At 58.8% G+C, this 23,882-nt stretch carries 17 protein-coding genes and 6 tRNA genes; 6 read left to right on the top strand and 17 right to left on the bottom strand.

What is annotated here, in order from left to right:
• Window positions 1-4: 4 nt before the first annotated feature.
• The 5 genes from corC to miaB all read right to left on the bottom strand — a co-directional run bounded on the left by corC (window position 5) and on the right by miaB (window position 4,607).
• A complete protein-coding gene (gene corC / locus ACOWVD_RS12435) occupies window positions 5-883 on the bottom strand; it encodes a CNNM family magnesium/cobalt transport protein CorC (protein ID WP_004939973.1) in 879 nt (292 codons plus the stop codon).
• An 85-nt stretch (window positions 884-968) separates the two neighbouring features.
• Window positions 969-1,442 (bottom strand): rRNA maturation RNase YbeY, encoded by a 474-nt coding sequence (gene ybeY / locus ACOWVD_RS12430; RefSeq protein WP_004939970.1) that lies wholly within the window; start codon window positions 1,440-1,442, stop codon window positions 969-971.
• Window positions 1,439-2,494, bottom strand: a complete 1,056-nt coding sequence (locus ACOWVD_RS12425; protein WP_004939969.1) for a PhoH family protein — start codon at window positions 2,492-2,494, stop codon at window positions 1,439-1,441. Before ACOWVD_RS12425 ends, ybeY begins: the two co-directional genes overlap by 4 nt.
• A 234-nt stretch (window positions 2,495-2,728) precedes the next feature.
• Complete coding sequence (locus ACOWVD_RS12420; protein WP_421105661.1) at window positions 2,729-3,064, bottom strand: zinc ribbon domain-containing protein YjdM; 336 nt, start codon at window positions 3,062-3,064, stop codon at window positions 2,729-2,731.
• A gap of 118 nt (window positions 3,065-3,182) precedes the next feature.
• The gene (miaB, locus tag ACOWVD_RS12415) at window positions 3,183-4,607 is read right to left on the bottom strand and encodes a tRNA (N6-isopentenyl adenosine(37)-C2)-methylthiotransferase MiaB (protein ID WP_004939964.1); all 1,425 of its coding nucleotides are present in this window, start codon (window positions 4,605-4,607) and stop codon (window positions 3,183-3,185) included.
• 197 nt (window positions 4,608-4,804) lie between these two features.
• Here miaB and ubiF point away from each other — a divergent pair, with 197 nt between their 5' ends.
• Window positions 4,805-5,986, top strand: coding sequence for a 3-demethoxyubiquinol 3-hydroxylase (ubiF, locus tag ACOWVD_RS12410; RefSeq protein ID WP_197763893.1), 1,182 nt, complete (start codon window positions 4,805-4,807; stop codon window positions 5,984-5,986).
• A gap of 87 nt (window positions 5,987-6,073) precedes the next feature.
• Here ubiF and ACOWVD_RS12405 read toward each other — a convergent pair.
• The 12 genes from ACOWVD_RS12405 to nagB form a co-directional block, all read right to left on the bottom strand.
• Window positions 6,074-6,148 (bottom strand) — tRNA-Gln (locus ACOWVD_RS12405).
• A 4-nt stretch (window positions 6,149-6,152) separates the two neighbouring features.
• Window positions 6,153-6,229: transfer RNA gene (locus ACOWVD_RS12400), tRNA-Met, on the bottom strand.
• A gap of 41 nt (window positions 6,230-6,270) precedes the next feature.
• Window positions 6,271-6,345: transfer RNA gene (locus tag ACOWVD_RS12395), tRNA-Gln, on the bottom strand.
• Between the two features lie 44 nt (window positions 6,346-6,389).
• Window positions 6,390-6,464: transfer RNA gene (locus ACOWVD_RS12390), tRNA-Gln, on the bottom strand.
• Between the two features lie 30 nt (window positions 6,465-6,494).
• A tRNA-Leu gene (locus ACOWVD_RS12385) sits at window positions 6,495-6,579 on the bottom strand.
• 16 nt (window positions 6,580-6,595) lie between these two features.
• Window positions 6,596-6,672 (bottom strand) — tRNA-Met (locus ACOWVD_RS12380).
• 219 nt (window positions 6,673-6,891) lie between these two features.
• Window positions 6,892-8,556, bottom strand: a complete 1,665-nt coding sequence (asnB, locus tag ACOWVD_RS12375; protein ID WP_019454068.1) for an asparagine synthase B — start codon at window positions 8,554-8,556, stop codon at window positions 6,892-6,894.
• 284 nt (window positions 8,557-8,840) lie between these two features.
• Complete coding sequence (locus ACOWVD_RS12370; RefSeq protein ID WP_049240206.1) at window positions 8,841-10,283, bottom strand: carbohydrate-binding protein; 1,443 nt, start codon at window positions 10,281-10,283, stop codon at window positions 8,841-8,843.
• A gap of 190 nt (window positions 10,284-10,473) precedes the next feature.
• Window positions 10,474-11,226 carry an HAD-IIA family hydrolase gene (locus tag ACOWVD_RS12365; RefSeq protein WP_004939957.1) on the bottom strand — a complete coding sequence of 251 codons (753 nt, stop codon included), beginning with the start codon at window positions 11,224-11,226 and terminating at the stop codon, window positions 10,474-10,476.
• Window positions 11,227-11,293: 67 nt separating this feature from the next.
• A complete protein-coding gene (gene nagC / locus ACOWVD_RS12360; protein WP_049240205.1) occupies window positions 11,294-12,514 on the bottom strand; it encodes a DNA-binding transcriptional regulator NagC in 1,221 nt (406 codons plus the stop codon).
• Between the two features lie 27 nt (window positions 12,515-12,541).
• Complete coding sequence (gene nagA / locus ACOWVD_RS12355; RefSeq protein WP_015376951.1) at window positions 12,542-13,681, bottom strand: N-acetylglucosamine-6-phosphate deacetylase; 1,140 nt, start codon at window positions 13,679-13,681, stop codon at window positions 12,542-12,544.
• A gap of 18 nt (window positions 13,682-13,699) precedes the next feature.
• Window positions 13,700-14,500, bottom strand: a complete 801-nt coding sequence (gene nagB / locus ACOWVD_RS12350; protein WP_004939952.1) for a glucosamine-6-phosphate deaminase — start codon at window positions 14,498-14,500, stop codon at window positions 13,700-13,702.
• 334 nt (window positions 14,501-14,834) lie between these two features.
• On the opposite strand from nagB, the gene nagE reads away from it, so the two are divergent.
• The 5 genes from nagE to ACOWVD_RS12325 all read left to right on the top strand — a co-directional run bounded on the left by nagE (window position 14,835) and on the right by ACOWVD_RS12325 (window position 23,801).
• Window positions 14,835-16,871: an N-acetylglucosamine-specific PTS transporter subunit IIBC gene (nagE, locus tag ACOWVD_RS12345; RefSeq protein ID WP_033633925.1), complete on the top strand. Its 2,037-nt coding sequence runs from the start codon at window positions 14,835-14,837 to the stop codon at window positions 16,869-16,871.
• A gap of 240 nt (window positions 16,872-17,111) precedes the next feature.
• Window positions 17,112-18,776, top strand: a complete 1,665-nt coding sequence (gene glnS, locus ACOWVD_RS12340; protein WP_421105660.1) for a glutamine--tRNA ligase — start codon at window positions 17,112-17,114, stop codon at window positions 18,774-18,776.
• A gap of 577 nt (window positions 18,777-19,353) precedes the next feature.
• Entirely contained in the window at window positions 19,354-20,757 is a 1,404-nt protein-coding gene (gene chiP / locus ACOWVD_RS12335; RefSeq protein ID WP_004939945.1) for a chitoporin ChiP, read from the top strand.
• 46 nt (window positions 20,758-20,803) lie between these two features.
• Window positions 20,804-21,130 carry a ChiQ/YbfN family lipoprotein gene (gene chiQ / locus ACOWVD_RS12330; protein ID WP_049240203.1) on the top strand — a complete coding sequence of 109 codons (327 nt, stop codon included), beginning with the start codon at window positions 20,804-20,806 and terminating at the stop codon, window positions 21,128-21,130.
• A gap of 13 nt (window positions 21,131-21,143) precedes the next feature.
• Entirely contained in the window at window positions 21,144-23,801 is a 2,658-nt protein-coding gene (locus ACOWVD_RS12325; RefSeq protein ID WP_325994535.1) for a beta-N-acetylhexosaminidase, read from the top strand.
• Window positions 23,802-23,882: the final 81 nt, after the last annotated feature.

Genomic DNA, 23,882 nt, shown 5'->3' with positions numbered 1-23,882 from the left:
GGATTTAATCTTCCAGTTTCGGTGGTGGAGAATCGTCCGGAATTTTTACATGAACCTGGATGATACGTCGACTGTCGGCCATGGCAACTTTAAATAGGTAACCTTCGATTTCAATGGTTTCCCCGCGCGCCGGCAGGTGGCCGAAGGCCTGCATCACCAGACCGCCGATGGTATCGACCTCGTCATCGCTGAAGTGGGTGCCGAAGGCTTCGTTGAAGTCTTCGATCGGGGCCAGCGCGCGCACGGTGTACATGTGGCGGCTGAGCTGGCGGATATCCAGATCGTCTTCGTCGTCATATTCGTCTTCGATTTCGCCGACGATCAGTTCCAGGATATCTTCGATGGTGACCAGGCCGGACACGCCGCCGAATTCGTCAATGACAATCGCCATGTGATAGCGCTGGGAGCGGAATTCTTTCAGCATCCGGTCGACGCGCTTGCTTTCCGGCACCACCACCGCGGTGCGCAGCACCTTGTCGATGCTGAACGGCTCGGAATCTGCGCGCATGAACGGCAGCAGATCCTTGGCCATCAGGATGCCTTCGATGTGATCTTTGTCTTCGCTGATCACCGGGAAACGCGAGTGGGCGGAGTCGATAATCACGTCCAGGCACTCTTCCAGCGTCTGGTTGCGCTTGAGCGTCACCATCTGGGAGCGGGGGATCATGATGTCGCGCACGCGCTGTTCGGCGATATCCATCACGCCTTCCAGCATGTCGCGGGTATCGGGATCGATCAGGTCGTTTTGTTCGGAATCGCGGATCAGCTCGACCAGATCGCCACGGTTTTTGGGCTCGCCGTGGAACAACTGGTTAAGGATAAGAGTAAAGAACCCCTTCTTGGGACTGGGGCTGTCATTGCTTTGTGAATGGTCGTCGCTCATGGCGTTTTCGTTACTGTCACTCATGTCAGAGTTAAGGGGCGTCAGCGACAGCCCCGCAGAGGGGCTGTAGGGTAAACGGCTGACGTCAGACGGGGTCTTTTTCCGCCAGGTACGGATCAGGATAGCCCAGTCCGTGCATGATTTCGGTTTCCAAAGACTCCATTTCTTCGGCTTCATCGTCTTCGATGTGGTCATACCCTAGCAGATGGAGGCTGCCGTGGACAACCATATGCGCCCAGTGGGCCTCCAGCGCCTTGCCTTGCTCAATCGCTTCCTGTTCCACCACCTGGCGGCAGATGATCAGATCGCCGAGCAGCGGCAGCTCGATGCCCGGCGGGGCTTCGAACGGGAAAGAGAGCACGTTGGTCGGTTTGTCTTTGCCGCGGTAGGTCAGGTTCAGCTCGTGGCTTTCCGCTTCGTCCACCAGACGCACGGTCACCTCGGCCTCTTCCTGAAATTGCGGCAGCACGCCTTCCAGCCAGCGCTGGAAGGTGGCCTCGTCCGGCAGGCCGTCGCTGCTTTCACAGGCAATCTGCAAATCCAAAATCACCTGGCTCATGGTGTCTCCTGCTCGGAGGCGGCGAGCGCCTCGCGCTTACGTTGTTCGGCAATCGCGTCTTTGCGTTTCTGTTCGGCCGCTTCCCAGGCCTCATAGGCGATGACCACGCGGGCCACCACCGGGTGGCGCACCACGTCTTCGCTGTGGAAGAAGTTGAAGCTCAGCTCTTCCACGTCCGACAGCACTTCCACCGCGTGGCGCAGGCCGGATTTCTGGTTGCGCGGCAGGTCGATCTGGGTGACGTCGCCGGTGATGACCGCCTTCGAGTTGAAACCGATGCGCGTCAGGAACATCTTCATCTGTTCGATGGTGGTGTTCTGGCTCTCATCCAGAATGATAAAGGCGTCGTTCAGCGTGCGGCCGCGCATATAGGCCAGCGGCGCGACTTCGATCACGTTGCGTTCGATGAGCTTCTCCACGCGCTCGAAGCCCAGCATTTCGAACAGGGCGTCGTACAGCGGGCGCAGATAAGGATCGACCTTCTGGCTCAGATCGCCCGGCAGGAAGCCCAGCTTTTCGCCGGCTTCGACCGCGGGGCGGGTCAGCAGAATGCGGCGAATTTCCTGGCGTTCCAGCGCATCCACCGCGGCGGCGACCGCCAGGTAGGTTTTGCCGGTGCCCGCCGGGCCGATGCCGAAGGTGATGTCGTGATCGAGAATGTTGGCGATGTATTGCGCCTGGTTAGGCGTGCGCGGTTTCACCATGCCGCGCTTGGTTTTAATGGTGACCGCCTTGCCGTAATCCGGCACGCTGTCGGCGACCTGTTCCAGCACCCGGCTCTCTTTGATCGCCAGATGGATTTGCTCCGGATCGATATCCGGGATCACGCCGCGAATCGGCGCGGTATCCACGTAAAGATGGCGCAGGATATCGGCGGCGGCGACCACGCACAGGTTCTTGCCGACCAGCTTGAAACGGTTGTCGCGGCGATTGATTTCGATGCCCAATCGGCGCTCGAGTTGCTTGATGTTGTCATCAAACGGGCCGCACAGGCTGAGCAAACGCTGGTTGTCTGCGGGCTCTAACAAAATTTCTTGTGTTGCGACGTTCAAACTATTCCTCTAGGTCACATCGGGCCTGGTTGATGTCACATAGCGCGTCCGGGACGCGCGCGTTCAGGACGAGCCTGAATACTCTCTTTCTTGAATTATTCATGGTGCGCTGCAACGGCGCAAGTTTACCGCTGATCTATCTGTGCGCCGTCGGCGGAATTCAAGGGAAGACAAGGAAAAAACGCGGCGGGGCGCAAAGCCCGCCGCGTCATCACAGGACAAGACAGCTGGGAATCAGTTCTTTTTCACGAATTCGGATTTCAGTTTCATCGGGCCGAAACTGTCGATTTTGCAGTCGATGTTGTGATCGCCTTCCACCAGACGAATGTTTTTCACCTTGGTGCCGATTTTCAGCATCGAGGAGCTGCCTTTAACCTTCAGGTCCTTGATCACGGTGACCGCGTCGCCGTCCGCCAGCAGGTTGCCGTTGGCGTCTTTGACGATCAGCGCGTCCTGATCTTCCGCCGGGGCGCTGTCGCTCCACTCATGGGCGCACTCAGGGCAGATGAACAGGGCATTGTCCTGGTAGGTGTATTCGGAGTTGCACTTCGGGCAGTGTGGGAGTTGCATGTTATGTCGCCTCTTCAACAATAAAAAAATAAAAAAAAACATCACCGGGCGCGGACGCCCGGCGGAGAAACGGTAAGGAGTAGCGCGAACGGGCGGCGATAAGGCGGCCGCCGCGGCGTCAGGGCTGGTAAATGCCGACGCCCAGCGCGTTTTCTTTGCGGGTACGGGCGATCACCGACTGCGGGGATTCATGTACGCGCAGATCCATCTGCTGTTCGGTGCGCACCACTGCGCCACGCAGGGTGTTGGTCAGCACCTCGGTAATTTCCACGTCGACAAACTGGCCGATCATGTCAGGCGTGCCTTCGAAGTTTACCACACGGTTGCATTCCGTGCGCCCGGCCAGTTCCATCACGCTTTTGCGCGAGGTGCCTTCCACCAGAATGCGCTGGACGGTGCCGAGCATGCGGCGGCTGAACTGCAGCGCCTGCTGGTTGATGCGATCCTGCAGAATGTACAGCCGCTGCTTTTTCTCTTCTTCGCTGACGTCGTCAACCATGTCCGCCGCCGGGGTGCCCGGGCGCGACGAATAGATGAAGCTGAAGCTGACGTCGAAGTTGACGTCGGCGATCAGGTTCATGGTCTGTTCGAAGTCGGCCTGGCTCTCGCCCGGGAAACCGACGATGAAATCGGAGCTGAGCTGAATGTTCGGGCGCGCCTTGCGCAGCTTGCGGATAATCGCCTTGTACTCCAGCGCGGTATGCGCGCGTTTCATCATGGTCAGGATGCGATCCGAACCGCTCTGCACCGGCAGATGCAGGAAGCTGACCAGCTCCGGCGTGTCTTCGTACACCGCGATGATATCGTCGGTGAACTCGATAGGGTGGCTGGTGGTGAAGCGAATGCGATCGATGCCGTCGATGGCCGCCACCAGGCGCAGCAGTTCGGCGAACGAGCAGATATCGCCGTCATGCGTGGCGCCGCGGTAAGCGTTGACGTTTTGGCCGAGCAGGTTGACCTCGCGCACGCCCTGCGCCGCCAGCTGGGCGATTTCGAACAGCACGTCGTCGCTCGGGCGGCTCACTTCTTCACCGCGGGTGTAAGGCACCACGCAGAAAGTGCAGTATTTGTTGCAGCCTTCCATGATCGACACGAACGCGGTCGGGCCTTCGGCGCGCGGTTCCGGCAAACGGTCGAATTTTTCGATCTCCGGGAAGCTGATATCAACCACCGGGCTGCGGGTGCCCTGAACGTGGTTGATCATTTCCGGCAGGCGGTGCAAGGTCTGCGGGCCGAATACCACGTCGACGCAGGGCGCGCGGCTGCGGATCAGTTCCCCTTCTTGCGAGGCCACGCAACCGCCGACCCCGATGATGACAGACGGGTTCTTTTCTTTCAGCAAGCGCCAGCGCCCCAGCATGGCGAAAACTTTCTCCTGCGCTTTTTCGCGGATCGAGCAGGTGTTCAGCAACAGCACGTCCGCTTCTTCGGCGTTGTCGGTCCACTCGAAGCCGTGCGTGCTGTTCAACAGGTCGGCCATTTTCGATGAATCGTACTCATTCATCTGGCAGCCCCAGGTTTTGATATGTAGTTTTTTCGTCATTGACTTGCCATTACTCAGTGCGGAGCGAAAGTTGCGTTACGCGACATGCAGGGCGCGTATTGTAATCATTTGCCGCCGTTGTGACCAGCGCGGGGGAAAATGGCACGCAACCTGAAGCCGAAGCGAAAATCCGGTACACTGCGCAAAACGCCATGCCGGGTGGGATGGTGAGCATTCACACAGAAAACATAGCCAATATGAAGACATCTCAAAATCGGTATGACGCGGTGGTGGTGGGCGGCGGCATGGTCGGCGCGGCGGCGGCCCTCGGGCTGGCGCAGGCGGGCTGGTCGGTGGTGTTGCTGGAACATCAGGCGCCGCAGGCGTTCGAGGCGCAAAGCCCGCCGGACCTGCGCATTTCCGCTATCGGCTGCACCTCGGTGGGGCTGCTGAAACAGCTCGGCGCCTGGCCGGCCGTGACGGCGATGCGCACGGCGCCGTATCGCCGGCTGGAGACCTGGGAATGGGCATCGTCGCGGGTGGCGTTCGACGCGGTGTCACTGGGGCTGCCGGAGCTGGGCTTTATGGTGGAAAACCGTATTCTGCAGTTGGCGCTGTGGCAGCAGTTCGCGCAGTGCGCCAATCTGACGTTGCTGTGCCCCGCCAGGCTGCAATCGCTGCAACGGGCGGACAAGGCCTGGCAGCTGACGCTGGACAGCGGTGAAACGCTGCAGGCGCGGCTGGTTATCGGCGCCGATGGCGCTAACTCGCAGGTGCGCAAGCTGGCGGCGATCGGCACCAACGGCTGGCAGTATCGCCAGGCGTGCATGTTGATCACCGTCGATACCGGCGCGCCGCAGCAGGATGTGACCTGGCAGCGCTTCTTCCCGTCCGGGCCGCGCGCCTTTCTGCCGCTGTACGACAGCTGGGCATCGCTGGTGTGGTATGACAGCCCGCAGCGCATTCGCCAGCTGCAGGCGATGCCGCCGGCGCAGCTGGAGCGTGAGATCGCCGCCGCTTTCCCGGCGCGACTGGGCCCGGTCAAGGTGCACGCCGCCGGTTCGTTCCCGCTGACGCGGCGTCATGCGCAGCGCTACGTGCTGCCGGGGTTGGCGCTGCTGGGGGATGCGGCACATACCATCAACCCGCTGGCGGGGCAGGGCGTCAATCTGGGGTATCGCGACGTGGATGCCTTGCTGAACGTATTGAGCGATGCGCGGGAGCAGGGAGAGGACTGGAGCAGCGAGGCGGTACTGCTGCGTTATCAGCGCCGCCGCCGTACCGACAATCTGCTGATGCAGAGCGGCATGGATCTGTTCTATACCGCCTTCAGCAATAACCTGGCTCCGCTGAACGTGGCGCGCAATCTGGCGCTGATGGCCGCGCAGCGGGCGGGCAAGCTGAAAGAACATGCGTTGAAGTACGCCTTGGGATTGTAACCGACAGGGCTCAGCGGCGGCTGGGCCTATTAAGGATGGCTGAACGCCAGACAGCAAAAAGCCCGCCGAAGCGGGCTTTTCTAAATATGGCTGGGGTGCCAGGATTCGAACCTGGGTATGCTGGTATCAGAAACCAGAGCCTTACCGCTTGGCGACACCCCAATTATGGTGGCTACGACGGGATTTGAACCTGTGACCCCATCATTATGAGTGATGTGCTCTAACCAGCTGAGCTACGTAGCCGATGTTACTTTTTACTTCTTTGATTTGCAAGCAGTTTGTTATGGCTGGGGTACCTGGATTCGAACCAGGGAATGCCGGTATCAAAAACCGGTGCCTTACCGCTTGGCGATACCCCACCTGCAAACAAATCTTATGTTGAAACCCCGTTCCCGAAAGAATATGGCTGGGGTACCTGGATTCGAACCAGGGAATGCCGGTATCAAAAACCGGTGCCTTACCGCTTGGCGATACCCCATCAACATACTGCGCCGACGATGAAGAGAAATGGTGCGGGAGGCGAGACTTGAACTCGCACACCTTGCGGCGCCAGAACCTAAATCTGGTGCGTCTACCAATTTCGCCACTCCCGCAAATGCAAAAAAGAGATGGTGGCTACGACGGGATTCGAACCTGTGACCCCATCATTATGAGTGATGTGCTCTAACCAGCTGAGCTACGTAGCCCTCTTTTTTTGCTTTGCCTTCATCGGCGTTGCGGGGCGCATTATGCGTATATGACCGATTTGCGTCAACAAGTTTTTTCCCGAAAAAGCGCCCGGAAGCGCCGTTTGTCTGGGTTGTGAACATTATGGCGATAAAATCGGCAATTCAGGCAGTTGGCGGGCGGAAAAGGCAACAAAAAGGCGGGCCAAAAGGCCCGCCCCAAGGGAAAACGCCGCGTGTTTATTTATAGGCGGCCTGGTGCACGCCGACGGCGCGGCCGGAAGGATCGTCCATCTTCTTGAACGATTCATCCCATTCGATGGCCTTGGCGGACGAGCAGGCGACGGACGGGCCGCCCGGCACGCATTCGGCGGCGCTCGGCAGCGGGAACAGCTCTTCGAAGATCTCGCGGTACAGGTAGCCTTCTTTCGAGGTCGGCGTGTTGTACGGGAAGCGGAAACGCGCGGTTTCGAGCTGTTGATCGCTGATTTGCTGCGCAGCCACCTCTTTTAGCGTGTCGATCCAGCTGTAGCCGACGCCGTCGGAGAACTGCTCTTTCTGGCGCCAGGCCACGCTGGCCGGCAAATAGGACTCGAAACATTCGCGAACGATATGTTTTTCCATTTTGCCGTTGCCGCACATTTTATCTTTCGGGTTGATGCGCATCGCCACGTCGAGGAATTTCTTGTCCAGGAACGGCACGCGGGCTTCGACGCCCCAAGCGGACATCGCCTTGTTGGCGCGCGCGCAGTCGAACATGTGCAGCGCCAGCAGCTTGCGTACGGTCTCTTCGTGGAATTCGCGGGCGTCCGGCGCCTTATGGAAGTACAGGTAGCCGCCGAACACTTCGTCCGCGCCTTCGCCGGAAAGCACCATCTTGATGCCCATCGCCTTGATTTTGCGCGACATCAGGTACATCGGCGTCGAGGCGCGAATGGTGGTGACGTCGTAGGTTTCGATGTGATAAATCACGTCGCGGATGGCGTCCAGGCCTTCCTGTACGGTGAAGTGGATTTCATGGTGCACGGTGCCCAGATGGTTGGCCACCTCTTGCGCGGCGCGCAGATCCGGCGAGCCTTCCAGCCCGACAGCGAAGGAGTGCAGCTGTGGCCACCAGGCCTCGCTGCGTTCCTGATCTTCCACGCGGCGCGCGGCGTACTTCTTGGTGATCGCCGAAATGACCGAGGAATCCAGCCCGCCCGACAGCAGCACGCCGTAAGGTACGTCGGACATCAGGTGGCTTTTCACCGACTCTTCCAGCGCGGTGCGCAGGGCGGCGGCGTCGGTCACGTTGTCCTTGACGCTGTCGTAATCGAACCAATCGCGGCGATAATATTCACGAATCTCACCGTCCTGGCTCCACAGGTAGCTGCCGGCCGGGAATTCCTTGATGGTGCGGCACACCGGCACCAGCGCTTTCATTTCCGAGGCGACGTACAGGTTGCCGTGTTCGTCATGGCCCATGTACAGCGGAATGATGCCCAGGTGATCGCGGCCGATCAGGTAGGCGTCTTTTTCGGTGTCATACAGGGCGAAGGCGAACATGCCTTGCAGATCGTCGAGGAAGTCCGGGCCTTTCTCCTGGTACAGCGCCAGGATCACTTCACAGTCGGAACCGGTCTGGAACGCGTAGCGTTCGCTCAGCTGTTGGCGCAGCGCCTGATGGTTGTAAATTTCGCCGTTGACCGCCAGAACGTGGGTGTGCGCAGCGTTGTACAGCGGTTGAGCGCCATTGTTGACGTCGACGATCGACAGGCGTTCGTGAGCCAGAATGGCTTTGTCGCTGGCGTAAACGCCGGACCAATCCGGGCCGCGGTGGCGCATCAGACGTGACAGCTCCAGCGCTTTCTTACGCAGTTCAACGGGATCGGACTTCAGATCGAGCACACCGAAAATAGAACACATACAACTCTCCTAACGGGCTTTTATGACTGTGATGTTGTTTTTTACTGTTATGGGCAGCATTGCCGATTTATCAGCGATAACCCGCTTTTGCTGCGCTGTGGTTATGAAAATGCGCCAAAAGCTGCGGGAGATGCAAGCGTTTTAGCCATGCGTTGAGAAATAGTTGTTTGCTTAGGTGTGGTTTTTAACGGATGTTCAGTTATCGACGTGAAAAATTATCGATTATGCAATTTTTAGCGTGATGGCGGGATTGCCGGCCAGTTTGGCCGGCAATCGATTAGCGATTAGGCGATGAGCTGCCACAGGGTGAAGGCGGCGTCCGGCGTCCAGCCGGCGTTGGAGGTGTGCGCCTGGATACAGGTATATTTCTTGCCTTTATAGCTCACCACGTCGCCAGCCTTGTAACTGTGGTTGTTCTGCCACTCGGGCGCCCCCGGATCGGGCGGCGTGCCGTCGTTGGCGGTTTTGACCGCCAGCGCGCTGCTCGGCAGCGAGGTATTGCCCTGGCTATCGGTCGCGGTAACGAAGTAGCTGTACTGGGTCGCCGGCGTCAGACCGCCGTCAGCCAGCGACAGACCGGCGGTCTGGCCGATCGGGTTGCCGTTGCGGTAGACGGTGTAACTGGCGATCGGGAAAGCGCCGGTGGCGGCGGCCCAGCTCAGTTTCAGCGAGGTGGCGCCCAGCTCGGCGACCGTCAGCGCCGTCGGCGCATTAGGCTTTCCCGGCGGCGGGGTGACGCCGCCCTGAATCAGCGGCGCATAGCGGGTTTTGAACTCCCAATTGTAGGCGACGCCGGCTTTGCTCTTGCCGTTGTCCCAGTTGATTGACCAGGTCATCAGGCCCTTGATCGACAGGTTTTTGGCGTCGAGGCGCGAGAAAGCGTTATACACCGCCTGTTTGTCGATCACGTAGCCAGTGGCGGCGGCATCGTTGTTGCTTGGCAGGCCGATGACGAATTTCGCCGCCGGGATCTTCGCATAGCCGCGGGTGCCGGTGACCAGGCTTTCCGTCAGATAGTAGAGGAAGTCCTCTTTCATGGCGTCGTTATTCTGCGTGATCCAGGCGTTGAGTTCATCCACCCAAATACCGTCGCCGCCCTGATTGTAATATTGCGGCGCGATAAAGTCGTAATAGCCTTCGAGGGCGTTGATATAATCCAGATAGGTGCCGTTGGTGCGCAAATACGGAAATTCCGGCGCCATGCTGATAATAAAGTTTTTTCCCTGCGCGGCGTAATGGTCTTTTACTTTTTTCAATGCCGCAGGCAAGACGGTTTTATTATTGGCGGCGCCGATCGCCGCCTGTTCCAGATCGATATCCAGGCCGTCGAAGCCATAGACTTCCACCAGGCGAATAATCTCGTCTTTCAGCTTGTCTTCATCGCCGGTCTTTAGCTCGATATGCGCGTCTGCGCCACCGAGGGAGATCAGCACCGCGCGGCCCTGGCTGTTCAGCACGCCCACCTGGCGGCGGAACTCGGCGTCGGACAGGTTGTAAGGCTTGAAGGTCGGGATGCCCTGGCCTTTCATAAAGGCGACGGCCACCACGTTGTATTCGGCGGGAATGTCGGTCAGGTTCATCGTGGCGAACTGCCCTTGCTGGTAGCCGTCACTGGCGCCGGCGGCCCAGTTGTGCCAGAAACCCATCAGGATCTTTTTATTGGCGATAGACGGCATAATGGCCGCGTCATCGGCGGCGACGGCATTAATAATGTTATTGGTGCTCATGGTAGCCTCATTAATTAGGGGTAAGAGTTTTCCGCTCGCCGGCAATATCAGCTATTGGCGGGGCGTAAATTTATAATGAGGATTTTTAGCGCAGGCAGGCTGAAACCTTTTGCGGCCATGAACGAATTAAATTCAAACTGACGCTGAGGGAGAAGGAAATAATGGCGGCCGGGCGGCCGCCATGGCCGCATCAGAAGATGGTGATATCGGCGACGGAAGGGTAGACGTAGCTCGGACGGAACGGCATGGTTTCGATGTCGCTCAGCGTGGAGACGCCGGACAGCACCAGCACGGTTTCCAGGCCGGCCTGGAAGCCCGCCAGAATGTCGGTGCGCAGGTTGTCGCCGACGATCACCGTCTCTTCCGAGTGCGCCTGCATTTTGTTCAGTGCGGCGCGAATGATCCACGGGCTGGGCTTGCCGACATAAAACGGCTTGCGGCCGGTGATCTTCTCGATGGGCGCGCACAGGGCACCGCAGGCCGGCGAGAAGCCGTGGCCGTGGCTATCCGGATTAGTCGCGATAAAGCGCGCGCCGTTACTGACGAAGTAGGCGGCTTTGTGCATCATGTCCCAGTTGTAAGAGCGAGTTTCACCGACGATCACAAAATCCGGGTTGATGTCGGTGATGGTGAAACCGGCTTTGTACAGCTCATGGATCAGCGCGCCTTCGCCGACCACATAGGCTTTTTTACCTTCCTGACGGCGCAGGAAGTCGGCGGTGGCCATCGCCGAGGTATAGAACGCGCTCTCCGGCACTTCCAGCCCGGCGGCGGCGAAGCGGTTCGCCAAATCCTGTGCGGTCTGTGATGGGTAGTTGGTCAGCACCACCAGCGGCATGCCTTGTTCCTGGATGCGCGCCAAGAACAGATCGGCGCCGGGCACCGGCGTATTGTCATGCAGCAGCACGCCGTCGATATCGCATATAACGTTTTTGATTTTCATTTGTCGCTGTTTCTCATGATTACGGCAGGCAAGAAGTGACGATAACACACCTGCCAGAAGCGGCGGATCAGCTTTCCAGCAATCGCTGCAAGAGCACGCCGTTGAGCATCGCGCGTTTGGCCAGGGCGAAAGCGCCGATCGCCGAGCGATGATTGAGTTCGGAGGTCACCACCGGCAGATTTTTGCGGAAGTCCTTCAGCACCTGAGTATTGATGCAGCTTTGGATCGCCGGCAGCAGCACCTTGTCCGCTTCGGTGATCTCACCGGCGATCACCACCTTCTGCGGATTGAACAGGTTGATGGCGATGGCCACCGCCTTGCCCAGATAGCGGCCGACGTGTTCGATCACTTCGCTGGCCAGCAGATCGCCGCGGTTGGCGGCCTTGCAGATGGCGTTGATGCCGCAGTCTTCCAGCGTCAGTTTGCTCGGGTAGCCCTGGCTCAGCAGCTGGCGCACGCGCTGTTCGATCGCCGCGTTGGCGGCCACCGTCTCCAGGCAGCCGAAGTTGCCGCAGTGGCAGCGTTCGCCGAGCGGATCGATCTGGATATGGCCGATCTCGCCGACGTTGCCGTTGTTGCCGAGAAAAATCTGCCCGTTGACGATGATGCCGGCGCCGGTGCCACGGTGCAGGCGCACCAGAATCGAGTCTTCACAGTCGCGGGTGGCGCCGAAGTAGTGCTCCGCCAGCGCCAGGCTGCGGATGTCGTGGCCGACGAAGCTGGTGACGTTAAAGCGCTGCTGCAGGTTGTCTACCAGCGCCCAGTTGCTGACGCTGATGTGCGGCATATAGCGCACCACGCCCAGCGCCGGATCCACCAGGCCAGGCAGGATCACCGCGATGGCGATCAGTTCGCGCAGGCGGCGCTGGTTCGCTTCAATGAATTGGGCGATGGCGGCAAACAGCGCATTCTCCAGCGTTTCCTGGGTACGTTCCGGCAGCGGATAGTGTTCTTCACTGAGCGACTTACCGCTCATGTCATACAGCGTGATGGTGGCGTCGTGGCGGCCGAGGCGCACCGCGACGGTATGGAAATAACGGGTTTCCGACACGATGGAGATCGCGCGGCGGCCGCCGGTGGAGGCTTGCTGATCGACTTCTTTGATCAGCCCGCGCTCCAGCAGCTGGCGAGTAATCTTAGTGACGCTGGCGGGGGCGAGCTGGCTGAGTTCGGCGATTTGAATGCGCGAGATCGGGCCCTGTTGGTCGATCAGGCGATAAACTGCCGCGCCGTTAAGTTGTTTGACTAAGTCAACGTTCCCTATTTGTGCTTGTCCGCCAGTGCTCATCAATAATGTTACTCGCTGTTCATTGAATTAAACCTCGTTACCGTTAACGAGCGTTTTGGTGATCTTGAAATCACGGGTGAAGGCGGTCAGGTTAGCCACCTTGCCGGCTTCGATGGTGCCCAGACGGCGATCGGCGCCGATCGCGCGCGCCGGGTACAGCGTCGCCATGCGCAGCGCTTCGTCCAGCGCGATGCCGATATGCTCGACGCTGTTTTGCACCGCTTCGATCATGGTCAGCGCGGAACCGCTCAGGGTGCCGTTCTCATCCACGCACAGCCCGTCCCGATAGTATATTGTTTTACCGGCGAAAATAAATTGGTCAATATCTGCACCCGCCGGTGCGGTCGCGTCGGTGACCAAGACCAATTTATCACCTTTCAGGCGTTTGGCGTTACGGATACTCGCCCAGGCCACGTGATGGCCGTCGGCGATGATGCCGGTATAGACCTCCGGCGTGTCGAAGATAGCCCCCATCAGCCCCGGTTCGCGGCCGGTGATATATGGCATGGCGTTGTACAGGTGGGTGGCGAAGCTGATGCCGGCGGCGAAGCCGGTGCGCGCCTGATCGTAGGTGGCGTTCGAGTGGCCGGCGGAGACCACGATGCCGGCCTCGGTCAGCTGCTTGATAAAGTGCGGCTCAACCATTTCCGGCGCCAGCGTCACCTTGGTGATCACGTCGGCGTTGGCGCACAGGTAATCGATCATGTCCTGGGTCGGCTTGCGAATGAACGCCGGGTTGTGGGTGCCTTTTTTCACCGGGCTGAGATACGGCCCTTCCAGGTGCAGGCCCAACGCCTGATTTTGGTGCTTTTTCAGATAAGCGCGCATCACGTCGACGCTGTGCTTCATGAATTCGTCGCTGCTGGTGATCAGCGTCGGCAGATAGCTGGTGCAGCCGGATTTCTCATTGGCGCGCTGCATGATCTCCAGCGTTTCTTCCGAGATCGCTTCCAGCGAATCGTTGAACTGGACGCCGCCGCAGCCGTTCAGCTGCACGTCGATAAGCCCGGGGGCCAGGATGGCGCCACCCAGGTCGCGCGTTTCGATGCCGGCGGGCAATTCAGCCACCGGGCAGACTTTCTCGATCAGCCCATCAGCGATAATGACTGCATGGTCATCAAGTACGTCGTGGCCGGTATAGATTCGGCCGTGGGTTAAAGCGAACATCGTAGCCCCCTGCAAAGATTAAAGACTTTTCACGCTTTCCGCTTCTAACTCGCGGAAATATTTGACGGTTTTGACTTTCAGTTCCATGGTGGCCGGTTCGTCGCACACCACCACCGCTTTGGCGTGCAGCTGCAGGCAGCTGATGGTCCACATGTGGTTGATGTTGCCTTCCACTGCGGCTTCCAGCGCCTGCGCCTTGGCGTGGCCGGTGACCAGGATCATCACTTCTTCCGCGTCCAGCAGCGTGCCCACGCCGACGGTCAGCGCATATTTCGGCACCAGGCTGACGTCGCCGCCGAAGAAGCGCGAGTTGGCGATGCGGGTGTCTTCGGTCAGCGTTTTGATGCGGGTGCGCGAAGCCAGGGACGAAGCCGGCTCGTTGAACGCGATATGGCCGTCGATGCCCACGCCGCCCATGAACAGGTTAATTTTGCCGTAAGACTTGATCTTCTCTTCGTACTGGCGGCACTCGGCGTCGACATCCGCAGCGTTGCCGTTCAGCAGGTTGATGTTTTCACGAGGAATATCAACGTGATCAAAGAAGTTGCGGTACATGAAGGTGTGGTAGCTTTCCGGGTGTTCCTGCGGCAAGCCAACGTACTCGTCCATGTTGAAAGTCACAACATGCTTAAAGCTTACTTCACCTGCTTTGTGCATCGCAATCAGATGTTTGTAGGCTTCCAGCGGCGTGCCGCCGGTAGGCAGGCCGAGTACAAACGGGCGCTCTGCGGTTGGCTTGAATGCGTTGATGCGTTGAACGATATGACGCGCGGCCCATTTGCCGACTTGTGCGGTATCTTTCAGTGGGATAAGTCTCATCTAACACCTCTTGGGATAAGTAAACTAAAGCTATACTGTACGGGCCTGCGGGAGTCCTAAGCGTAACCCAGCTTTATGATTCTCGCGTGAATCGTCCGTCCGGTTGATTTTTTGAATGATAAAATAAGTTTTGTGTGATGGCCAGCAATCTGGGAGGTAAAGACTACTTTTTGGTGATATTTATCACAAAAAGGGAGGTTTTAATTTGCGATACAAAATAAATTTTTTACACTCGGCATGAGTGATACGTGCCATGCGTTGTTTCTAAAAAGGTAGTGAGAGCTCCAAATAAACTACTAATAGGGTCCGTCCGCGGACAACATAGGGGGAAAAGGTGAACATTCTTAGTTATTTGCAAAAGGTGGGACGGGCGCTGATGGTGCCGGTCGCCACGCTGCCCGCCGCCGCCATCTTGATGGGCGTCGGGTACTGGATTGACCCTGTTGGTTGGGGCGGCGACAACGCGCTCGCCGCTTTCTTCATTAAATCCGGCTCCGCTATCATCGACAACATGTCGGTGCTGTTCGCTATCGGCGTGGCCTACGGTATGTCCAAAGACAAGGATGGCGCCGCCGCGTTGACCGGCTTCGTCGGCTTCCTGGTGCTGACCACCCTCTGTTCGCCGGCCGCCGTGTCGATGATTCAGAAGATCCCGCTGGATCAGGTGCCTGCCGCATTCGGCAAGATCCAGAACCAGTTCGTCGGTATTCTGGTGGGCATCATTTCCGCCGAAGTGTACAACCGCTTCAGCGGCGTCGAGCTGCCTAAGGCGCTGTCGTTCTTCAGCGGCCGCCGCCTGGTGCCGATCCTCATCTCCTTCCTGATGATCCTGGTGGCTTTCATTCTGATGTACATCTGGCCGGTGATCTTCAACGGTCTGGTGAACTTCGGTGAACACATCCAGAAAATGGGCTCGGTCGGCGCGGGCATCTATGCCTTCTTCAACCGCCTGCTGATCCCGGTTGGCCTGCACCACGCGCTGAACTCGGTGTTCTGGTTCGACGTGGCCGGCATCAACGATATCCCTAACTTCCTCGGCGGCCAGCAGTCGATCGAAGCCGGTAAAGCGGTTGTCGGTATCACCGGCCGTTATCAGGCGGGCTTCTTCCCAATCATGATGTTCGGTCTGCCGGGTGCGGCGCTGGCCATTTATCACTGCGCGCGTCCTGAGAACAAAGCCAAAGTGGCGGGCATCATGCTGGCGGCCGCGTTCGCCGCCTTCTTCACCGGTATCACCGAACCGCTGGAATTCTCCTTCATGTTCGTGGCGCCGGTGCTGTACGTAATCCACGCCGTGCTGACCGGTATCTCGGTGTTCATCGCCGCCAGCATGCACTGGATCGCCGGTTTCGGCTTCAGCGCCGGCCTGGTGGATATGGTGCTGTCTTCCCGCAACCCGCTGGCGACCCACTGGTACATGCTGATCCCGCAAGGCCTGGTGTTCTTTGTCATCTACTACGTGGTGTTCCGCTTCACCATCAATAAGTTCAACCTGATGACCCCGGGCCGCGAACTGGCGGTTGCCGGTGACGAAACCGACGGCTACGACGTCAACGTCGACAGCAACGCCGGTAAAGACGAGAACGAAACCACCACGCTGGCCCGTCGCTACGTCGGCGCGATCGGCGGTTCCGACAACCTGACCGGCATCGATGCCTGCATCACCCGTCTGCGCCTGAACGTGAAAGACTCCGCGCTGGTGAACGACGCATTGGCGAAACGCCTCGGTGCATCGGGCGTTATTCGCCTGAACAAGCAGAGCGTGCAAGTGATCGTCGGCACTCGTGCCGAACTTATCGCCAGCGCGATGCGCAACGTGATCGCGTCCGGCCCGGTAGCGGCAGCGGCGGCTCCGGCGGCGGCCCCTGCTGCAGAAGCCAAACCGCAGGCGGTGCCGAACGCACCGAAAGCCGCGTTTGAAACGCTGGTGGCGCCGGTAACCGGTGAAGTGGTGGCGCTCGATCAGGTGCCGGACGAAGCCTTCGCCAGCAAGGCGGTAGGCGACGGCCTGGCGATTCGCCCGACCGACAACATCGTGGTGTCGCCGGCTGACGGCACCGTGGTGAAAATCTTCAATACCAACCACGCCTTCTGCCTGGAAACCGACAAGGGCGCTGAGATCGTGGTGCACATGGGGATCGACACCGTCGCACTGGAAGGCCAGGGCTTCAAACGCCTGGTGGAAGAGGGCGCGGAAGTGAAAGCCGGTCAACCGATTCTGGAACTGGATCTGGATTACCTGAACGCCAATGCGCGTTCGATGATAAGCCCGGTGGTAGTCAGCAACTCTGACGACTATGCCGGCCTGGCGGCGCTGGCCAGCGGCTCTGTGGTCGCCGGTCAGACCAAGCTGTACGAGATCCAGAAATAAGGCTGTTTTTACCTGAGTAGTACCCGGGGCCGGTCACGCATCATGGCGGAGTTTGCCCCGACTTGGCGGGAAGATAGCAATCTCTTCCCGCTTTTTTTATCCCATTTCGCTCCACGGCGGTGCGCTGCGCGCTGATGGTGCAATATGCCGCATTTTTCGTGAAACAAACGGTTGTTTCCAGACGTGGCTTGTTGGATCATAGGCGGTTATGTGTAGCGCTTTGCATTGAGGAACAGTGAAATGAGTGAGGCTGAAGCCCGCCCAACCAATTTTATCCGTCAGATCGTCGATGAAGATCTGGCGTCGGGGAAACACACGTCGGTACATACCCGTTTCCCGCCGGAGCCTAACGGCTATCTGCATATCGGCCACGCCAAGTCCATCTGCCTGAACTTCGGCATCGCCAAGGACTATCAGGGCCAGTGCAACCTGCGTTTCGATGACACCAACCCGGTGAAAGAAGACATCGAGTTCGTGGAGGCAATCAAGCACGACGTGGAGTGGCTGGGCTTTGAGTGGAGCGGCAACGTTCATTACTCCTCAGACTATTTCGATCAACTGCACCAGTATGCGGTTGAGCTGATTACCAAGGGGCTGGCCTACGTCGATGAGCTGTCGCCGGAGCAGATCCGTGAATATCGCGGCACCCTGACCTCGCCGGGCAAAGACAGCCCGTACCGCGACCGCAGCGTGGAAGAGAACCTGGCGCTGTTCGAGAAGATGCGCAACGGCGAGTTCGCCGAAGGCGCCGCCTGCCTGCGCGCCAAGATCGATATGGCTTCGCCGTTTATCGTGATGCGCGATCCGGTGCTGTACCGCATCAAGTTCGCCGAACACCACCAGACCGGCAACAAATGGTGCATCTACCCGATGTACGATTTCACCCACTGCATTTCCGATGCGCTGGAAGGGATCACCCATTCGCTGTGCACCCTGGAGTTCCAGGATAACCGCCGTCTGTATGACTGGGTGCTGGATAACATCACCATTCCTTGCCACCCGCGGCAGTACGAGTTTTCGCGTCTGAACCTCGAATACGCCATCATGTCGAAGCGCAAGCTGCACCAACTGGTGGCCGAGAAGATCGTCGAAGGTTGGGATGACCCGCGCATGCCGACCGTCTCCGGTCTGCGCCGCCGCGGTTATACCGCCGCCTCGATTCGCGAGTTCTGCCTGCGCATCGGCGTGACCAAGCAAGACAACAACGTCGAGATGGTGGCGCTGGAATCCTGCATTCGCGACGATCTGAACGAGAACGCCCCGCGCGCCATGGCGGTGCTGGATCCGGTGAAAATCGTCATCGAGAACATGGGCGATGCGGTGGAAATGGTCACCATGCCTAACCACCCGAACAAGCCGGAAATGGGCAGCCGCGATGTGCCGTTCAGCCGTGAGATCTATATCGATCGCGCCGACTTCCGCGAAGAAGCCAACAAGCAGTACAAGCGTCTGGTGCTGGGTAAGGAAGTGCGTCTGCGCAATGCGTACGTGATCAAGGCCGAGCACGTCGAGAAGGACGAAGCGGGCGAGATCACCACCATCTTCTGCAGCTACGATGCGGAAACGCTGAGCAAAGATCCTGCCGACGGCCGCAAGGTGAAGGGCGTGATCCACTGGGTGTCCGCGGCGCACGCGCTGCCGGCGGAAATTCGCCTGTACGATCGCCTGTTCAGCGTGCCTAACCCGGGCGCGGCGGAGGATTTCCTCTCCACCATCAACCCGGAATCGCTGGTCATCAAGCACGGTTTCGTTGAGCCGAGTCTGGCGGCCGCTCAGCCGGAGAAGGCCTACCAGTTCGAGCGTGAAGGCTACTTCTGTGCCGACAACCGTTACTCGTCGGCCGACCATCTGGTGTTTAACCGCACCGTTGGCCTGCGTGATACCTGGGCGAAAATCGAAGGCTAATCTTATTCGCCTTGGAAATTAATGAATCAGCGCGGCTTAGGCCGCGCTTTTTTTATGTCTGCCATTGAGCAAATCATCTATTCCTGCAGCGTTATTCCGGGCTGTGCTTAATTAACCTCGGTGCGTTAATCAATAAGTTTTCTGATATTGGACTTAATAGCCTTAATTTTTACTTATATATTCGTGATGCGAATTAATTTCATTTGGAGAGCGCTCTCAATTTTTATTGTCTGAATGACGGATTTGGTCAGGCTGAAACCATTAATCGTCTCTGGTTGACCTTATATCTCAATTTATTCTGATTTAATTGAATTTTTTATTCGACACCTTCCATGAACACCGGCGTAACAAAATCTCACTGATATGTGCTCCTTGTCATATTTTGACAAATCTCCCGCATTTTTCATTTGATAATTCGCGTCGCGAAAAATAGTCTGTCTGTAGCAATTAGTGCTGTGGGAATAACATCTCGTCGGCAATTTTTTTACCCGTTCGGGTTTTTTATTGGCAGTCGTGCAGGGCAGTGGTGAACACAGGCGGCTGCAACTTTTAAGTTAAGTCAAAGAGGAATTTCAATATGGGTACGCACGGTGCTCAGCGTAAAACGCTGGCGCTCGCAGTCGCGGGCGCGCTGTTGGGAACAGGGTTTGCCATGGCGCCTGAGGCGAAAGCCGCAGGGTTTATCGATGACTCCACGCTGACCGGCGGCATCTATTACTGGCAACGTGAGCGCGACCGTAAAGATCTCAATCCGGACAGCAAGGATTACAACCAATACACCACCAACCTGTCGCACTCTACCGCCAACCTGAGCCTGGATTTCGCGTCGGGCTATGCCTGGGACATGTTCGGTCTGGACGTCGGTGCCTTTACCGCCATCGAGCTGGCGGAATCCAGCGCCAGCGGCCACCCTAACGAGATCGCGTTCTCCTCAAAAAACCGTACCTACGACGAAGACTATTCCGGTGACAAAGGCGGCGTCAGCCTGTACAAAGCCGCCGCCAAGTTCAAATACGGCCCGGTCTGGGCGCGCGCCGGCTATATTCAGCCGAGCGGCCAAACCCTGCTGGCGCCGCACTGGAGCTTTATGCCGGGCACCTATCAGGGCGCCGAGGCCGGCGCCAAGTTCGACTACGGCGATGCCGGCGCGTTGAGCTTCTCCTACATGTGGGCCGACAAATACAAGGCGCCGTGGCATATCGAGGTGGACGACTTCCGCCAGAACGATAAGAAAACCCGCGTCTCCTACCTGCACTCGCTGGGCGCCAAGTACGATTTCAAAAACGATCTGGTGCTGGAAGCCGCCTTCGGCCAGGCCCAGGGTTACGTGAATCAGTACTTCACCAAGGCGTCTTACAAATTCGATGTGCTGGGCAACCCGCTGACCACCAGTTACCAGTTCTACGGTGCGGAAGATCGCATCAGCGACAAGAACGATCCGAACAGCATCTACGACGGGCTGGCCTGGCTGCAGGCGCTGACCTTCGGTTACACCACCGGCCAGTTCAACTGGCGTCTGGAAGGCACCATGGTCAAGGCGGAAGGCAACCAGGGTTTCTTCCTGCAGCGCATGACCCCGACCTACGCCTCGTCCAACGGCCGCCTGGACGTGTGGTGGGATAACCGCTCCGACTTTAACGCCAACGGCGAGAAAGCGGTGTACGCCGGCGTGATGTATGACCTCAGCAACTGGAACCTGCCGGGCATGGCGGTCGGCGGCTCCTACGTTTACGCCTGGGACGCCAAGCCGAGCACCAATCCGATCTACGATCAGAGCCAGCGCCTGAAAGAGAGCGCCTGGAGCCTGGACGCGATGTACACCATCCAGGAAGGGCGCGCCAAGGGCACGCTGATCAAGCTGCACTACACCCAGTATGACAACCACACCAACATCCCGAGCTGGGGCGGCGGTTACGGCAACATCTTCCAGGACGAGAAAGACGTCAAGTTCATGGTCATCGCGCCATTCACCATCTTCTGATGCGTTCCCCGGCCTCGTCGCCGGGGGCAGTTAAGGGAATTCAACGATGAAAAAAATCATGCTGATGTTGGCGGCCGCCGCGCTCTTGAGCGCCTGCGCGCAACCCGCCGCGCCGCCGGAAGACGCCAAATTGAAGCAGGCTTACAGCGCCTGCATCAACACCGCCGAAGGCTCGCCGGAGCGTCTGCAGCCCTGCAAGGCGGTGCTGAACGTGCTGAAACAAGAGAAACAGCACCAGCAGTTTGCTGAGCAGGAAACGGTGCGGGTGATGGATTATCAGAACTGCATTATGGCGGTGCACAGCGGTAACGGTCAGGCTTACGACGCCAAGTGCGGCAAGCTGTGGCAAGAAATTCGCGATAACAATAATTAAGAAGGACGAGAAGATGAACGCATTCAAACTGAGCGCACTGGCCGCTTTGACGGCAACGATGGGATTCCTGGGCGGAATGGGTAATGCCATGGCCGATCAACAGCTGGTGGATCAGCTGAGCCAGCTGAAGCTGAACGTGAAAATGCTGGATAACCGCGCCGGCGAAAACGGCGTGGATTGTGCGGCGCTGGGCGCCGACTGGGCCTCTTGCAACCGGGTGTTGTTCACCCTCAGCAACGACGGCCGGGCGATCGACGGCAAAGACTGGGTCATCTATTTCCACAGCCCGCGCCAGACCCTGCGGGTGGATAACGATCAGTTCAAGATCGCGCATCTGACCGGCGATCTGTACAAGCTGGAGCCGACCGCCAAATTCAGCGGTTTCCCGGCCGGTAAGGCGGTGGAAATCCCGGTGGTCGCCGAATACTGGCAGCTGTTCAGAAACGACTTCCTGCCGCGCTGGTATGCCACCTCCGGCGACGGCAAGCCGAAAATGCTGGCGAATACCGACACCGAAAACCTGGACCAGTTCGTAGCGCCGTTCACCGGCGATCAGTGGAAGCGCACCAAGGACGACAAAAACATTCTGATGACGCCGGCTTCGCGCTTTGTCAGCAATGCCGATCTGCAGACGTTGCCCGCCGGCGCGCTGCGCGGCCAGATCGTGCCGACGCCGATGCAGGTGAAGATCCACGCACAGGACGCCGACCTGCGCAAAGGGGTATCGCCGGATCTGAGCACGCTGGTCAAGCCGGCGGCGGACGTCGTCAACCAGCGTTTCGCGCTGCTGGGCGTGCCGGTTCAGGCCAACGGTTACCCGATCAAGACCGACATCCAGCCGGGCAAGTTTAAAGGCGCGATGGCGGTGTCGGGTGCCTATGAGCTGAAAATCGGTAAGAAAGAGGCGCGGGTGATCGGCTTCGATCAGGCCGGGGTGTTCTACGGGTTGCAGTCGATCCTGTCGTTAGTGCCGAGCGACGGCAGCGGCAAGATCGCCACGCTGGACGCCAGCGATGCGCCGCGCTTCCAGTATCGCGGCATTTTCCTCGACGTGGCGCGCAACTTCCATAAGAAGGACGCGGTGTTGCGTCTGCTGGATCAGATGGCGGCTTACAAGCTCAATAAATTCCACTTCCACCTGAGCGATGACGAAGGCTGGCGCATCGAGATCCCCGGTTTGCCGGAGCTGACGGAGGTCGGCGGCCAGCGCTGCCACGATCTGAGCGAAACCACCTGCCTGCTGCCGCAGTACGGCCAGGGGCCGGACGTCTACGGCGGCTTCTTCAGCCGTCAGGACTATATCGACATCATCAAATACGCCCAGGCGCGCCAGATTGAGGTGATCCCGGAGATCGACATGCCGGCGCACGCCCGCGCGGCGGTGGTCTCTATGGAAGCGCGCTACAAAAAACTGCATGCCGCCGGCAAAGAGCAGGAGGCCAACGAGTTCCGCCTGGTGGATCCGACCGATACCTCCAATACCACCTCGGTGCAGTTCTTTAACCGCCAGAGCTACCTGAACCCGTGCCTGGATTCCTCCCAGCGCTTTGTCGACAAGGTGATTGGCGAGATTGCCCAGATGCATAAAGAAGCCGGGCAGCCGATCAAAACCTGGCACTTCGGCGGCGATGAGGCGAAAAACATCCGCCTGGGCGCCGGCTATACCGACAAGGCGAAACCGGAGCCGGGTAAAGGCGTCATCGACCAGAGCAACGAAGACAAGCCGTGGGCCAAGTCGCAGGTTTGCCAGACGATGATCAAAGAAGGCAAGGTGGCCGACATGGAACACCTGCCGAGCTACTTCGGCCAGGAGGTCAGCAAGCTGGTGAAGGCGCACGGCATCGACAGAATGCAGGCCTGGCAAGACGGCTTGAAAGACGCCGAGAACGCAAAGGCGTTCGCCACCTCGCGCGTGGGCGTCAACTTCTGGGATACGTTGTACTGGGGCGGTTTCGATAGCGTCAACGACTGGGCCAACAAAGGATATGAAGTGGTGGTCTCCAACCCGGACTACGTCTACATGGACTTCCCTTACGAGGTGAACCCGGACGAGCGTGGTTACTACTGGGGCACACGCTCCAGCGACGAGCGCAAGGTGTTCAGCTTCGCGCCGGACAACATGCCGCAGAACGCGGAAACCTCGGTCGACCGCGACGGCAACCACTTTAACGCCAAAAGCGACAAGCCGTGGCCGGGCGCCTACGGTCTGTCCGCTCAGCTGTGGAGCGAAACCCAGCGCACCGATCCGCAGATGGAATACATGATCTTCCCGCGCGCGCTGTCGGTAGCGGAACGCGCCTGGCACCGCGCCGGTTGGGAGCAGGACTATCGCGCCGGCCGTGAATACAAAGGCGGGGAAACCCACTTTGTCGACACCAAGGCGCTGGAGAAAGACTGGCTGCGCTTCGCCAATATCCTGGGCCAACGAGAACTGGCCAAGCTGGACAAAGGCGGCGTCGCCTACCGTCTGCCGGTGCCGGGCGCTCGTGTGGCGGGCGGCAAGCTGGAAGCGAATATCGCGCTGCCGGGATTGGGCATCGAGTACTCCACCGACGGCGGCAAGCAGTGGCAGCGTTATGACGCCAAGGCCAAGCCGGCGGTATCGGGTGAGGTGCAGGTGCGTTCGGTCAGTCCGGACGGTAAACGTTACAGCCGCGCCGAGAAGGTCTAAGCCCGGCACATCGGCCTGTCGTCATGGCGGCGGGCCGCTTAACGAAGGGGGAATGCGTTCGCCCCCGCGCGTGCCGGCGTG

It is taken from the genome of Serratia sp. SA088, from assembly GCF_049065515.1.
Classification (GTDB): domain Bacteria; phylum Pseudomonadota; class Gammaproteobacteria; order Enterobacterales; family Enterobacteriaceae; genus Serratia; species Serratia nematodiphila.
This window is presented reverse-complemented; position numbering and strand designations above follow the sequence as displayed.

What these genes read in the sequence shown, in the direction of transcription:
- corC (WP_004939973.1), bottom strand. Translation starts at nt 883, where the DNA reads ATGAGCGACGACCATTCACAAAGCAATGACAGCCCCAGTCCCAAGAAG.
- ybeY (WP_004939970.1), bottom strand. Translation starts at nt 1,442, where the DNA reads ATGAGCCAGGTGATTTTGGATTTGCAGATTGCCTGTGAAAGCAGCGAC.
- ACOWVD_RS12420 (WP_421105661.1), bottom strand. Translation starts at nt 3,064, where the DNA reads ATGCAACTCCCACACTGCCCGAAGTGCAACTCCGAATACACCTACCAG.
- miaB (WP_004939964.1), bottom strand. Translation starts at nt 4,607, where the DNA reads ATGACGAAAAAACTACATATCAAAACCTGGGGCTGCCAGATGAATGAG.
- ubiF (WP_197763893.1), top strand. Translation starts at nt 4,805, where the DNA reads ATGAAGACATCTCAAAATCGGTATGACGCGGTGGTGGTGGGCGGCGGC.
- asnB (WP_019454068.1), bottom strand. Translation starts at nt 8,556, where the DNA reads ATGTGTTCTATTTTCGGTGTGCTCGATCTGAAGTCCGATCCCGTTGAA.
- ACOWVD_RS12370 (WP_049240206.1), bottom strand. Translation starts at nt 10,283, where the DNA reads ATGAGCACCAATAACATTATTAATGCCGTCGCCGCCGATGACGCGGCC.
- ACOWVD_RS12365 (WP_004939957.1), bottom strand. Translation starts at nt 11,226, where the DNA reads ATGAAAATCAAAAACGTTATATGCGATATCGACGGCGTGCTGCTGCAT.
- nagC (WP_049240205.1), bottom strand. Translation starts at nt 12,514, where the DNA reads ATGAGCACTGGCGGACAAGCACAAATAGGGAACGTTGACTTAGTCAAA.
- nagA (WP_015376951.1), bottom strand. Translation starts at nt 13,681, where the DNA reads ATGTTCGCTTTAACCCACGGCCGAATCTATACCGGCCACGACGTACTT.
- nagB (WP_004939952.1), bottom strand. Translation starts at nt 14,500, where the DNA reads ATGAGACTTATCCCACTGAAAGATACCGCACAAGTCGGCAAATGGGCC.
- glnS (WP_421105660.1), top strand. Translation starts at nt 17,112, where the DNA reads ATGAGTGAGGCTGAAGCCCGCCCAACCAATTTTATCCGTCAGATCGTC.
- chiP (WP_004939945.1), top strand. Translation starts at nt 19,354, where the DNA reads ATGGGTACGCACGGTGCTCAGCGTAAAACGCTGGCGCTCGCAGTCGCG.
- chiQ (WP_049240203.1), top strand. Translation starts at nt 20,804, where the DNA reads ATGAAAAAAATCATGCTGATGTTGGCGGCCGCCGCGCTCTTGAGCGCC.
- ACOWVD_RS12325 (WP_325994535.1), top strand. Translation starts at nt 21,144, where the DNA reads ATGAACGCATTCAAACTGAGCGCACTGGCCGCTTTGACGGCAACGATG.